This is a genomic window from Antrihabitans cavernicola (assembly GCF_008297975.1).
In the GTDB taxonomy this organism is placed as follows: domain Bacteria; phylum Actinomycetota; class Actinomycetes; order Mycobacteriales; family Mycobacteriaceae; genus Antrihabitans; species Antrihabitans cavernicola.
Genome location: NZ_VLNY01000002.1, coordinates 81,893 through 94,849, shown reverse-complemented (window position 1 = coordinate 94,849; position 12,957 = coordinate 81,893). Strand labels below are relative to the sequence as shown.

Sequence of the window (12,957 nt, the reverse complement as noted above, 5' to 3'; positions counted from 1 at the left end):
TCGGGGGTGTGCGGGCGTAATCTCATTGCGCGCGGGGCACAATGTGCTTCATGGCGAAGATTGCGACCATCTACCACAATCCACGATGCAGTACGTCTCGCAAAGTTCTGGCGTTGCTCGAAGAGTCAGGAGTTCAGCCGACGGTCGTCAAATACCTCGACACTCCGCCCTCGCGCGACGGTCTGCGCAAGCTGCTCGACGACGCGGGCCTGCAGCCGAGCGAAGCCGTACGCAAACGTGAGGCGCTGTTCAAGGAACTCGGTCTCGCCGAGGCGACCGAAGAGGCCATCTTCGATGCGATGGCGAGCAACCCGATCCTGATCGAACGACCGATCGTGGTCACCGACAAGGGAACTCGACTGGCCCGCCCGGTCGAGTCGGTGCGCGAGATCCTGTAGGCGGCTACGCTGCCCGTGCGTACTACGCCAGGTCGCGCGAGATCGGGCACGACATACAACGTGGTCCGCCACGACCCGAACCGAGTTCGGATCCCGAGATCGCGAGCACTTCCACCCCCGACGCGGACAGACGCGCGTTGGTTTCGACGTTGCGCTCGTAGGCAACCACGACACCGGGTTCCAGCGCCAACGTGTTGTTGCCGTCGTCCCACTGCTCGCGTTCGGCTGTCACGTTGTCCAGTCCGGTATCGATGACGCGCAGCTTGCCGATGCCCATCGCGGCCGCAGCGGCTTCCAGAAACGGATCGGCGCCGGTGATGCTGACACCGTCGTCCTCACGATGAATCGTGAAGGCCGACAACGAATCCTGTACTCCCGGGTACATCACGACAGCATCGACGTCGACCATCGTGCACACCGTGTCCAAGTGCATCGTTGCGCGATTCTGCGCGATGGGCACCACCAGCACCGTATGAGCAAGATCGTCTTCGAACAGGCTGCGCGCCAACGCTTCCGCACCCGCAGGCGTGGTCCGCTCGCCGACACCCACCGCAACCACTCCCGGTGCCAACAGCAGCACGTCGCCACCTTCGACGGGCGCGGTGTGCGACTCGTAAGCCCTACGGACACCGAGGAATCGGGGATGGAACGCGTAAATCAGGTCGGTCAGCGAGGTCTCGCGAACGCGTGCCGGGAGCGCCAACGACGTGATCGCAACACGATCGCCGATCCAGAACGACGAGTCTCTCGTGAAGAGCAGGTTGGGCAGCGGATCGATGACGAAGTCGGCGCCGTGGTGCATGCGTCGCACCAACGACGTGGTGCTCGGACCGATCGGCAATTCGTCGAAGGTCATGCCCGCCGTCAGTACCGTCGCGAGGTCGGGTGCCGCAATTCCTCTGAGATAGGTCGCAAGATCGCCCGCCAGCGCGTGCCCGAGTCGACGGGAATCGACCGCTGCCGCAATACCTTGCATGCGCGCGGCACCGCTGGCCGACAAGGTCTCGGTGAGCACGTTCGCGAGCAACAACACCTCGACGCCGCGACTGCGAAGAAGATCGGCGAACGCATCGTGCTCGGCCTGTGCTCGATCGACCCAGGGCAGACCGTCGAACAACAGCTGATCGTTGTTGCGCGGCGTCAAGCGCTTCAGTTCGTCGCCTGGACGGTGCAGCATCACAGCACGCAGCTTGCCGACCTCGGAGTTCGCACCCAATTTCAACGAGCCGTCTGCACTCATTCCGCAACATTAATCCCGGCCGGTCGACCGGGCGAGGCGGAACGCGCAGCGGATTCCGGAGCCTGTGTCGCAACCTCGAGTAAAGTTCAGGCGCAACCGTCGAAAGGGCGAGCATGGACATGCCGAACTGGAAGGTGAAGGAGCTGACGCCGGGCGAGTTGTCCGAGCGCAGCGGTGTAGCGGTATCCGCGCTGCACTTCTACGAACGTGAAGGACTGATCACCAGTCGTCGGACGTCGGGCAATCAACGTCGCTATCACCGCGAGACGTTGCGGCGGGTGGCGTTCATCCGTATTTCGCAGCGAGTCGGTATACCGCTCAGCGAGATTCGCGGTGCGCTCCACACCTTGCCCGAGGGGCGGACCCCGACGCGTCGCGATTGGGCGCGGCTGTCGACCATGTGGCGCACCGACCTCGATGAGCGCATCACGCAGCTGACGCGCCTACGCGACAACCTGACGGGGTGCATCGGCTGCGGCTGTCTGTCGCTGGCAAGCTGCACTCTGGTCAACCCGCACGACAGGCTCGGCGAACGTGGTCCGGGTGCCCAAGTACTCGACGTTCACCTGAACCACGCGGACACTATGCAGGTGGAAGGAAGCGGCTGAATCGGTCGTTCGCTTTCTGCATCAACCAGTTGTACGGCGGTGCGAATTTGCGCGCCCACCAGTAACCGAACTGGATGTCTCGAGATGTGTAGACCAGGAATCGATCCTTCTCGATGCCCTTCATGATCGCGTCCGCGGCGGTATTCGGCGAGATCGCCCGCTTCTCGAACTCGTGCATGTAGCGCTTGACGCGAGGGTCTTCCTTGTCGACGCCGACGACTACGAACGAGTCCACCAGCGGCGTCTTCACAGCACCGGGGACAACCAGGTGCACCGAGATGTGGTGACGTTTGAGATCGAACTGCAGCACCTCGGAGACACCGCGCAAGCCGTACTTGCTGGCGCTGTATGCAGCGTGCCACGGCAACGCCAGCAGCCCGGCGGCCGACGACACGTTAACCAGGTTGCCACCCTTGCCCGCCTTGATCATCGGCGGAATGAAGTTCTCTATGACGTGAATCGGCCCCATCAAGTTCACGTCCACCAACGACTTCCAGTGGTGGTGTTCCAGGTTCTCGACGGTGCCCCACGCCGAGATGCCCGCGATGTTCATCACCACGTCCAAGCTTTCGACCTGGCTGTGTACCTCGGTGGCGAACTCGGTGACCGCGTCGTAGTCGGAGATGTCGAGAGCCTTGAAATAGGCGACCGTGCCACCTACGTCGACCGCCAGGTCAGCAGTCTCTTTCAGCCCGTCCTCGTTGATATCGGTAAGGAACAACTGGGCACCGTCGCGCGCGGCCGCCAGTGCGGTCGCGCGACCTATCCCACTCGCCGCGCCGGTGACCAGCGTCTTCTTGTCCTTCAACGTGCCACTCACGGTTGACCTACTCCCCCAGTCGGGCGGTGATAGTTAGCTACTCAACCGTAGGGTACCTGCGTAGCGGAAGTCGATTCTAGAGCGGTAACAGCATGTCTGTGTCGGTGTCGCCGCGCAGTGCCGACAGCATCCCGTCGACGCTGGCGGGCCAGCCGAACTGTTCGGCGCGGCTCCGCGCGGCTTGACGACGGCCGTCGGACGGCATGGTCAGCACGTCGGTGACCGCCTGAGCGAACGATGCGGCGTTGTCGTCGGCGACGGCACCGCATTCGGCTGTGACGATGCCTGCCAGGGCCGACGAACGCGACGCCACCACCGGGGTCCCTGCGGCCAGCGCCTCCAATGCGGCAAGGCCGAACGTCTCGTGGGGACCGGGTGCAAGCGATACATCTGCGGTCGCAAGTAGCGTCGCGAGCCGCGTCCGATCGTTGATGAAACCGGCGAAGTGCACCGGCAACCCGCGTGCTCGACGTTCCAACGAGTCCCGTCGCGGACCGTCGCCCGCGACGACCAGCCGAACGTCGAGACCGGACTCGCGAAGCTCGCCGACCGCCTCGATGCTGCGATTCACCCTCTTCTCCACCGAGAGCCGTCCGCAGTGGACCAGCAGTGGGTGCTCGGAGTTGGCGAGGGTGGAACGCAAGTCGGCGTTGCGGCGACCGGGGGTGAACAGATCGAGGTCGACACCGAGCGGAACCCGGCGGACGTTGGTAGCACCGATCCGCCGGAACTCTTCCTGGGCGAATTCGGTTGTGCAGACGACGGTGTCGTAGTTCCAGGCGGTGCGCTGGTTGGCGAAATCGGCGGCTCGACGGGCAGTCGATTCGGGCATGATTTGACCGAACAGTCGGTCGAGCCGTTCATGCGAAATCATCACGCTTGCCACGCCACGTCGACGGGCCCAGGAGCCGAAGCCACGCAGGGTCAGGCGGTCCGATACCTCCAGGGCGTCCGGCCGTAGGCCACGCAGAGCATCCGCAACCCGGCGCGGGTTGGCAGCGCGATATCCACCCGTCGCAGGAATCGACAAGGCGGGCAGCGTTATTCGAACGACCCCGCTGGGCAGCACTTCTTCGCAACGACGAGCACCGGGGACGATCAGGATGACCTCGTGCCCCTGCTCGACGTAGCCGGAGCCCAAATGATGCAGAGCAGTCCGCAAGCCGCCCGAGCGTGGGCCGTAGAAATTCGCTAGCTGAATGATCCGCACGGGGGCGATAGTGCACCGAGATACATCCAGTTGCGCGAACCGCCGGTGAACACGGGCGGAAGACGTGGCGAAACGCGTGCGGACTAGTGGTCCGTCGCGCTCGGCCTGACCAAGAGGAGGCCATGGGGTGCAATGTCGTCGGAGACTCTGGTCAGCACAGCATCCGCTCGTAGCCAATCCGCGTCGAAGCGCACTCGGAACGAGATCTCTTGACTGATCCCATCCGCGAGGATGCGCTGGCACGCGTCTCGTAGAACGGTCCGATCGTCGTGGTGAACCTGCGGCCGCTCACGGACCCACAGATCGAGTGGCGGCGCCGGCGGGGCCAGCCAGTCGTACATCAGGGCCGCTTCGAGCGCGACCAACGCGACACCGTCGCCCGAGGCCCGGGCTACCGCCCGAAGGGCGGACATTTCGACCATCGGCCCGGGCGGGCGAATGTCACTGATCTCGTGAAACAGTCCATGAATCACCTTCGAGCGGCCAGGTGTGGACGCTTTTGCGATCATCTGCAGCTGGTGCAAGCCATTTCCCTCGCCGAGAAACGTGATCTCGCCCTGCCATGCGCCACCACCGTGAACATTGGCGCAGAGATCCAGATAGCCCACGCGATCGTCGAATCGAACGATGCTTCTGAAGTTCTCGCTCGCGGTTCGCTCCACCTTCTGATCGGCCGGGTCCAATCCGTGAATCGCCGCCTCGAGCCCTGGGCCTTGATATGCGAGTTCGGCGTCGGCATCCCAGTCCCATGCGAAAACACCCCGCCGCGCAGGCGGGGTCGCGCCGACGGGGCCGACCCAAACGTGAACAGCATGGACCGCTCCGGACGCGCTGAGCACTGGGACACCGACTGTGCGAAGTTGCTCTTTCCCCGGCCGCGCGGTGAGCACGTCCTGTAGTTCGACAGCACGCTCGACGCACCGGCCGACGATGTCGATGAGGCGTTTCGTGGCATCCGCGCCATAGCCGGATCGTGCTCGGGCCAAACTTGACCAGCTCTTCGGCCGATCACCATCGGCGATGACGGTATGGGGGCCGAGTGGAGAAAGGGTTTCCACGACGATCCAGGGTGGTGAGGTCATGCGCGCGCGTCATCTCCAACGCACTCGCCAAACTGATCTGCGCCAATGCCAGAGCATCTTTGTCGCGCGAGTGCAGTAATCAGAAACGGCTCAATCGCCACTCCGGCCCTCCGTACGCAATCAGCAGAGCTTACTAGCCCGGAGTTCGCGCACCGATCGAATGTGGTTGCCTCGACAAGAGCCCTGCTAGTCCTCCTCATCGAGTCTTACAATTGCAAGCCCCAGCGGGGCAGGATCATTCACAATTCTCGTCACAGCGATTTCTGCCCGAATCCACTCGCCCGTACCGAATCGAACGTGAACAACCAACGTCTCGTCGGGAGCACTCACACGGAGACGCAGACGCGCACACATCGCCTCGAGTTTCCGTTGATCGTCTTGCCGTATGAACGGGGGCTCGTCTTCCCACGCTGCCAACCGGCCGGGGGGCGGTGACAACCACTCGAATATCAGCGCGCCGTCCAGCGTCATCAAGCCCGCTCCGTCACCGCATGCGCCGGCAACCGCCCGAAGCGCCGCCGTGTCCATCGCAGGTTCAGGGGGCTGCACATCCGAAATGTCATGCACGAGGATTCGCAATGATCGGGCGTCTCCCTCGGAGTAGGCCCGGGCGGCCATTCTCAGCACTCTCAAGCCGCCGCAATCGTCGTGAAGTGTCAAATTGCCTTCGAACCGTCCTCCTTGCTCGATGTTTGCAGCCAGCGTGAGATAGTCGATACGGTCATCGAATCGAACAATCCGGCGGAAGAAGTCATTCGGTGGCCGCGTGACGCCGCGTCGCCCGCGCGTCGTTCCAAGTATCAATTCGTCGTGGTCGGCACCGTGATGCGCCGACTGAGACTTCGCGTCCCATTCAACTGCGGCCACCCGCCGTCGAGGCGGCGGTTGATCGCCGTCAGCGCCAACCCAGACGTGCGCTCCATGAGGATGTCCGAAGGCCCCTAAAATCGGTACTGCGAGCACAGTCAATCGGCCTCCGCCGCGCCGGCGCAGGATCGACTCTTGTTGCGAACCAGCAGTTTCCACGCATTTTGTCACGACGCCGACGAGGCTGCCAGCGGCATCCGGCCCGTGCTCGGCCCGGATGCGAGTGAGACTGGCCCAGCTCCTCGGCTCCGCACCATCGGCGATGACGGTATGCGGGCCTGCGGGCACCAAAGTCTCTACGACAATCCAGTCTGACGACGTCATTTCGTCAGACAATCGACGTCGTGTTCACTCCAGGCACCCACGTAAGTCAGCGAGTCGCAATCACGCAACTCGCTAACAGCCGACTCACCCACCGCGCCGTTTTCTTCGAGGTCGATCTCCGTTGATATGAGCACTAATACTCGCACTTCCTGATCACAGGTCTACTGATGAGGTGATCCGAATGAGACCGAGCGAACGCTCGCTCGAATTAAGGTTGTTGATGTGAGCCACCACGCGAATCCACTCCGCTTGGCCAAAGCGGAGGCGAACATTCACCGCCGCCACATCGTCACCCTCGAGTACGGCGCGGCAAGCACAGGACCAGTCGTCCCAGTCGTCGGGATGGATATCCGGCACTTCCTCCACCCATCGACGCAACTCACCATTCGGCGCGGATAACCACTCATAGACAGTCGAGTAGTCCAGCGCGATCAGACCTGCTGGATCGCCATCGGCGGCGGCGACCGCTCTGAGCGCTGGCATTTCCAACGAGGTATCCGGTTGATGAATGTCCGTAACATCATTAACCAGTCCACGGACGGCCCGAGCACCCGCCTCGATGTACGCGCGGGCAAAGATATGCAACTGCCGCAACGATCCATCTTCGCGAAGGATGGTGACTTCACCATCCCAAGATTCACGCGGGTCCAACTTCGCGACAAAGTCGTAGTAGGACATCCGACCGTCGAATCGCACGACTCGTCGGAAGAAATCGGTATGGGCGCGTATATCACGGTGAGCCGATTTCGGTACACCAAGGATGTCACCCTCGATACCAGGACCGTGGTGTGCGAGTTTTGTCTTCGAATCCCACTCCCACGCGGCAGTAAACCTGCGCTCACTCGGCGCAACATCATTCGTGCCACACCAGAGATACACACCGTGAACTGCGCCGTACTCACCGAGAATCGGGATTCCCAGTATCCGGAGCACCGTCCCGTGCCGCGCCGTTATGAGAACATCTTTGATCTCTGCAGATTCACGACATTCGCGCACAACTGCAATTTGACTGAGCACGGTCGGGCCATATCCAAACCGAACTCTATGTGGGCTCGCCCATGATCTGGGTCGATTGCCATCTGCGATGACCGTATATGGGCCGTCGGGTGCCAGAGTCTCCACCAAAATCCAACCGTCCACGTCGAGCCCCCTGGTCCTAGTCGATCGCCCACCGGACTACAAGGAGAAAATACTCCAACCGGCTCTACGCAATCAATCTGAAATCAATCAATTCGTGTTGACTTCGTCGTTTACTGAAAAGTCGACAGAAATATAACCCGTCGTCAATAGCTTGGCAATCTCCGAAGGCGCGACTGGAAGTGACAAGAGGAAACCCTGCGCGCGATAGCATCCGACACTTATAAGCGTTTCGGCCGCAATGACCGTCTCAACGCCCTCCGCCACGAGACCAAGACCAAACGAATTTGCAAGACCAACTATCGATTTTACAATCGCAAGATCATCGGCGTCCTCACCCAGCCGACGAACGAATCCGAGGTCGATCTTTAATGCGTCGACGGTCAGCGCCTTCAGATGTGCAAGCGAACTGTAGCCGGTCCCGAAATCGTCGATCGCGACTTGTACACCAATGTCTTTCAGCCCTCGGAGCGTAATTCGCGTCCGCACTAAGTCTTGGACTACAACGTGCTCAGTAATTTCAAAACATACAGACTTGCCATCTATCCCAAACTCCGCGAGCACTTGGTCCACGGATGCGACGAAATCGAGACTTACAAGCTGGACCGGCGATACATTTATCCTGAGCACAATGTCGGAGGCCAATCCGGCTTTTCTCCAGTCCGCCAATTGCTGGCATGCACTCCTAATTACCCAGCGGCCAATTTCTCCGGCTAGATTCGTCGCCTCCGCAACCTCGATAAACGCTCCTGGATACAGGAGACCCCGCGTCGGATGTTGCCATCGCACGAGAGCCTCTACTGCCTCGATACGACCAGTTCGAAGATCAACTTCTGGTTGATAATGCAGAAAGAGCGCTTCGCTCTCGATAGCGTGCCGCAAGTTCAGCTCGATATCATCTCGGAGCTCGTACTGCGCCCTCATCTCCTCAGTGAAAATAGCTATGCCATTTCCCCCGCTCGCCTTTGCTGCCATCACAGCTTGGTCGGCCTGGCGCAATACATCCGAAACCGAGGTGCTGCCTGGATTCCCAACCGCGACACCGATACTCACGCTGCGGCTGACCTTCTCTCCGCCCAGTTCGACTCGCTCACCAATCAGTTTCCTGATGCGCTGCGCCTCACTCTCTGCCGCAGCGGCGCCTAGTGAAAGCGCAGGAACGATTACGAACTCATCGCCACCGAGGCGGGCGATCATGTCACGCGGGTCGGTTTGATCACGGAGCCGCCGCGCAATTGCTGAGATAAACTGGTCTCCGGCCGAATGGCCGAGAAAGTCGTTGAGCGCCTTCAGTCTGTCCAGATCGATGAATAGCGTCGCCACCGGACCAGGCCTTCCCGGCGCCAATCGCTCCTCCATGTGTTCGAGAAGGGCCCGGCGGTTCGACAATCCAGTCAGATCGTCATGTGACGCTATGTGCCGCAATTGCTCCTCAGCTGCAATGCGGGCCTTCAGCTGCGCAAAAAGGGCTGCGATTGCCCTCATGGCATTCATCTCGTCGGCATCGAATTCACGATCACCAAACTTAGTGAGCGAGATGAATCCTGAGGGGACGCCGGCTGAGACGAGGGGCGCCGCAAGGAACGACGCCTCGGGAACGCCATCACCAACGACATCGGCAGCCATTGCGGCTGCACCCTCACGAACTCGCTCCTGATACCCCTCCGTTCCCGAACCTGGGCGACCATAAATCAGGTCTGTCATATGCTCCGCCTGCGCGAAAACCTCGTCTGCGTCCTCGAAGTAGACGACTCCCAGAGGATCCGGGTCGGGAATCACGTCACGGCTTGGGCATTCAGCAATCATGATCGACGCACGAATTTCATGATCGTTATACCGAAGGCACGTATGGTCGACACCGAAAAACGCACGCAGTCTCGCCAATATGACTTCAGTCGTTGGAACCATCGTCGCCGCATCGACACCCATCAGCGATGTAGCGATCTCGGAAACGAGTAGCTCGAGGCTTCTCCTGGTAGCCGTACTGTTCACATCCCGACCCTCTCACTGAGCGCGTTCGCATGATGATCGTCGACAGTCGACCTGCTGTTACCCCGCCTATCCGATAAGGGCGATCATTGTGTATGGACGTTCGGACCTATGGCGGAATCTGCGGATCCACGACGCAGTCTGCTGCCCTCTTCCGAGACCGCCGGTTCACTGACATTGTCCAGGGAATGCTCGATATCGACCCTAGTCCTGCCGGATTTCAAAGGCTCCCCGAGACCGATCCGACGGACCGCCGCCGCGACTGACGCTCCGCCGAGCTGAACATCTCCCGCAAGCTGAGGCCAAGTCGATAGCGTCCGGCCCACCTCGTCAAATGATGCCAACAGCCGCGGCGAAAATTCGCTCGCATCAAGTATGCGGTGTATGTGCGGAATCTTTTCGCGCGGCGAAAGATCTGAGATTGCGGAAAAATCAAACTCGTCACCGAGCAACCCGTGGAATTGTTTTCGGTCAGGTTCGAGGTCATATCGCTCGACATCCAAGAGGCCGCGATCGCTCGTCTCCATGAGGATCGGAATCCGTCGCTCGATCGCAGCGTCGCGTATAGCGACTTTCATATCTAGAGAATCGCATTCCTCAACCACGAGGTCTAGCCCGTCGACGAACTCAGGCATCATTTCGCGGGATACTCCAGATGGATATACTACGACCGAAAGATAAGGATCAATTTCGGCTATCCTGCGTGCAGCAACGATTGCTTTATTCAAGCCGAGGTCGAGCATTGACGCGGGTATTCTATTAAGGTTGGTCAACTCAATATTGTCGAAATCCGCAAGACGCAATTCTCTGCACAATCCCTCCATCGCAAGAGTGTATGCAATGGCGTGCCCGACACTAAGCCCTACGACGCCTATCCGAAATTTTCCGAGACGGTCCTGTTCTTCACGAGTGATTTTATTTCTATTTCTATCGAGGCGCACTGCGCGATAAGCTTTCGGGCCTAACGATCGGACTACACTTCGACGCCAAGAATAATACACCCAGGCGTATGGTTCCGAGAGCAAATCCGGAGGTGGCGAAGGTAACAAACCTACAAGCTCGTTCACCTGCGAATCGAGCACGTCTATGAACTCTATGCCTGGATCAGCTCGTAACGAATTGACCGTTTGGATATCAACTTCGTTATTGTCGCTCAGGATCCGAGCACGGTACGTTGGCACTTCTATTCCGCTCATGACGCTTGCCCAGAAGCGTGGCGCTCAGGAAGAATGCGGACGCCACCTAACAGTTCAGCAATTTCATGGAGAGCACTTACTGCATGGAACGAACTTGCAAGGTACGGATAAGTTTCTCGATCCCACCATATCACTTTTGCTTGGTATTTTTCCGATGGATACGGCGCAGGTGGAATTTCCGTCGCAATGACCCCACCAGAAGAACCCCATTCTCGCCAATGATAATCGGATCCTGCGGTGCCGACTGTGAACCTCGCATTCAGTATTGTCAACGACATGATCGGGCTTCTTGCGAGGAAATGAAACAGCTCCGACTTTTCGACTGCATCTTCTGATACCCAAGCGCCCTTGACCTCAACGACCCCATGAGGAATTCGCTCTTCAATCATCGTTCGCACATCTTCTTGGCCCGGGTGATCCTGCCACTCGGCAACGGCATGAGATTCGCTGGCGGAGCGATACGGGCCCTGTGCCCGTGCGCCAGCAACAACGCGTCCAGATCCGAGGTGGTCGATTGCTACCAAGAATAGAGACGTCGTTCGGCCGTCTCGAATGGCGTCCAACTCTAGCGCGCCCTCTACTCCGAACCGGCGGTACGCGCGTTGTGCGCCTTGCAGATACTGATCCCAGAGCTCGCGGCTTTCACTTGGAGTCGTCGCAACCACTCGGCATTCAGTGTTCGCGATCGTGTAACTCAAATGCACCGGCCGACCACTCGGCCCGCTGGCCAAGTCGGCGGGATTTAGGTAATTCATCCAGGTCCTATCGGTCGCATAGCGGATACGAATAGATCAACTTGCGTAGGTCGACGTGAAACAACTGTCATCTCACCTAAGTAGCATTATTCACCATGAAGAGCGAAACGGCATGAGAGCCACGAATTCGGTGCCGGGCATGCGCAGAGCGTTGTGGACGGCCGACCATTGCCTAGATGTGACATTCCTACCGGTCGGTCCGCAACCGTCGAGCCAGCCAGTGTCACGAGATAGAAGGTGGCCGATTGGTTAGGTCTGTGAAATTCAGGTCGCGGCTCGCACCGCTCGGCGCGCGATACACAATTGCCTACCGGCGTACCCACCGTCAAGCACTAACAAGAAGGCGTTTGATCATGTCCGATCGAACCCTGGTTGGTATTCGGGGAGCAAAGTGAGTGAAATAGGCGTTAAGCCATTCTTCGTTCTCGACCAGAAAGGGATAATCGGTTTCAGTCATGTGCCGCACGGCGAGCATAGGATACGGCGCATCGAGTGCTTTGAAATCTGGATTCCAGAGACCCCCGACGTCGCAGCCCGGATAGAATTGACCAACCATCAAGCCGTACTTTATGAACAAGTTCTTGAACTCCAGTTGAATCGATTCGATCAACGTGACATCACTGAAGTCCGGGAAAGCGAGGACGACTGATTTGAGATGCGAGTCGTCCCCGTCCGTTGGTGGACGCCGTCGAAATTCTTGGATGATCGCGGTCAACGCTCGGGTGATGTCGTCACGTTCGAGGTCACCGCCACGCAGAAACGCCACCCAGAGCAGATCACGTTTGATCGCCGGGGACGTATAGGGGCAGACTGGACCCTTTCGCCCCAGATCAGGGTGCGACTTGCTTAGGAATTCCAACACCCAGCGCCTCATCGTCGCCGTGTGCTCTTCAAGCCCTGACTCAGGTGAGGCTGTGAATAGACTTGCGATTCTGAGTTCAGTGGCGGCCGGATCTACCAAGGTTGCGGTGCAATGCATAGCCAGGTCCCTTCAGGCAGGCAGGTGAATCGACTGTCGATTCACCGCGGCCTCCCGTCGCAGAGATCCTTGTCCGTCGGAAATCTACCTAACTGACCTTCGAACCCGGCGCCCTATTGTGACGGGAAGCCTAAAAATCCCTGCGAAGCGGGGACGAGATCAGCAACACTGCTACCGAACCCGACCAAGCGTTGCAGGAATCCCGATTATCCGCTAAAGGCTTGCTCAAAAACCAGCGGGAATAATCTCGAATCCCGGCGAACGACGGTCGGCATGTAAGCCACTTATTTGCGGTGCGAAGGAAGTTGCAGCATAGGCCCTATCGACCGGTGTTGCTGCTCAGCTAGTTTCA

Annotated in this window: 12 protein-coding genes; 2 read left to right on the top strand and 10 right to left on the bottom strand. The window is 59.5% G+C overall.

Features of this window, described 5'->3' with window-relative positions; genetic code table 11:
* The first annotated feature begins 50 nt into the window (after positions 1-50).
* Positions 51-398, top strand: a complete 348-nt coding sequence (gene arsC / locus FOY51_RS04165; RefSeq protein WP_149428964.1) for an arsenate reductase (glutaredoxin) — start codon at positions 51-53, stop codon at positions 396-398.
* 22 nt (positions 399-420) lie between these two features.
* Here the strand turns inward: arsC and arcA are convergent, their stop codons facing one another.
* Positions 421-1,638 (bottom strand): arginine deiminase, encoded by a 1,218-nt coding sequence (gene arcA, locus FOY51_RS04160; RefSeq protein WP_149428963.1) that lies wholly within the window; start codon positions 1,636-1,638, stop codon positions 421-423.
* A gap of 113 nt (positions 1,639-1,751) precedes the next feature.
* Between arcA and soxR the strand changes: the two genes are divergently transcribed.
* Positions 1,752-2,246, top strand: a complete 495-nt coding sequence (soxR, locus tag FOY51_RS04155) for a redox-sensitive transcriptional activator SoxR (RefSeq protein ID WP_149428962.1) — start codon at positions 1,752-1,754, stop codon at positions 2,244-2,246.
* Here soxR and FOY51_RS04150 read toward each other — a convergent pair.
* From FOY51_RS04150 to FOY51_RS04110, 9 genes are all read right to left on the bottom strand, one after another.
* Positions 2,221-3,066: an SDR family oxidoreductase gene (locus tag FOY51_RS04150; RefSeq protein WP_149428961.1), complete on the bottom strand. Its 846-nt coding sequence runs from the start codon at positions 3,064-3,066 to the stop codon at positions 2,221-2,223. The two genes, soxR and FOY51_RS04150, sit on opposite strands and share 26 nt — an antisense overlap.
* A 76-nt stretch (positions 3,067-3,142) precedes the next feature.
* Complete coding sequence (locus FOY51_RS04145; protein WP_149428960.1) at positions 3,143-4,276, bottom strand: glycosyltransferase; 1,134 nt, start codon at positions 4,274-4,276, stop codon at positions 3,143-3,145.
* An 83-nt stretch (positions 4,277-4,359) separates the two neighbouring features.
* Entirely contained in the window at positions 4,360-5,334 is a 975-nt protein-coding gene (locus FOY51_RS04140) for a GAF domain-containing protein (RefSeq protein ID WP_149428959.1), read from the bottom strand.
* A gap of 210 nt (positions 5,335-5,544) precedes the next feature.
* Entirely contained in the window at positions 5,545-6,549 is a 1,005-nt protein-coding gene (locus FOY51_RS04135) for a GAF domain-containing protein (protein WP_149428958.1), read from the bottom strand.
* Positions 6,550-6,702: 153 nt separating this feature from the next.
* Positions 6,703-7,671, bottom strand: coding sequence for a GAF domain-containing protein (locus FOY51_RS04130; RefSeq protein ID WP_235916166.1), 969 nt, complete (start codon positions 7,669-7,671; stop codon positions 6,703-6,705).
* Between the two features lie 105 nt (positions 7,672-7,776).
* Complete coding sequence (locus FOY51_RS04125) at positions 7,777-9,615, bottom strand: putative bifunctional diguanylate cyclase/phosphodiesterase (protein ID WP_149429475.1); 1,839 nt, start codon at positions 9,613-9,615, stop codon at positions 7,777-7,779.
* Between the two features lie 146 nt (positions 9,616-9,761).
* Positions 9,762-10,871: an Rv1355c family protein gene (locus tag FOY51_RS04120; protein ID WP_149428956.1), complete on the bottom strand. Its 1,110-nt coding sequence runs from the start codon at positions 10,869-10,871 to the stop codon at positions 9,762-9,764.
* A complete protein-coding gene (locus FOY51_RS04115) occupies positions 10,868-11,260 on the bottom strand; it encodes a hypothetical protein (RefSeq protein ID WP_149428955.1) in 393 nt (130 codons plus the stop codon). Before FOY51_RS04115 ends, FOY51_RS04120 begins: the two co-directional genes overlap by 4 nt.
* Before the next feature lie 691 nt (positions 11,261-11,951).
* The gene (locus FOY51_RS04110) at positions 11,952-12,605 is read right to left on the bottom strand and encodes a DUF6875 domain-containing protein (protein WP_149428954.1); all 654 of its coding nucleotides are present in this window, start codon (positions 12,603-12,605) and stop codon (positions 11,952-11,954) included.
* Positions 12,606-12,957: the final 352 nt, after the last annotated feature.

Bases quoted from the DNA above. Each gene is read 5' to 3' on its own strand.
- FOY51_RS04110 (WP_149428954.1), bottom strand. From the start codon at position 12,605: ATGCATTGCACCGCAACCTTGGTAGATCCGGCCGCCACTGAACTCAGA.
- soxR (WP_149428962.1), top strand. From the start codon at position 1,752: ATGGACATGCCGAACTGGAAGGTGAAGGAGCTGACGCCGGGCGAGTTG.
- arcA (WP_149428963.1), bottom strand. From the start codon at position 1,638: ATGAGTGCAGACGGCTCGTTGAAATTGGGTGCGAACTCCGAGGTCGGC.
- FOY51_RS04125 (WP_149429475.1), bottom strand. From the start codon at position 9,615: ATGGGTGTCGATGCGGCGACGATGGTTCCAACGACTGAAGTCATATTG.
- FOY51_RS04115 (WP_149428955.1), bottom strand. From the start codon at position 11,260: ATGATTGAAGAGCGAATTCCTCATGGGGTCGTTGAGGTCAAGGGCGCT.
- FOY51_RS04120 (WP_149428956.1), bottom strand. From the start codon at position 10,871: ATGAGCGGAATAGAAGTGCCAACGTACCGTGCTCGGATCCTGAGCGAC.
- FOY51_RS04135 (WP_149428958.1), bottom strand. From the start codon at position 6,549: ATGACGTCGTCAGACTGGATTGTCGTAGAGACTTTGGTGCCCGCAGGC.
- arsC (WP_149428964.1), top strand. From the start codon at position 51: ATGGCGAAGATTGCGACCATCTACCACAATCCACGATGCAGTACGTCT.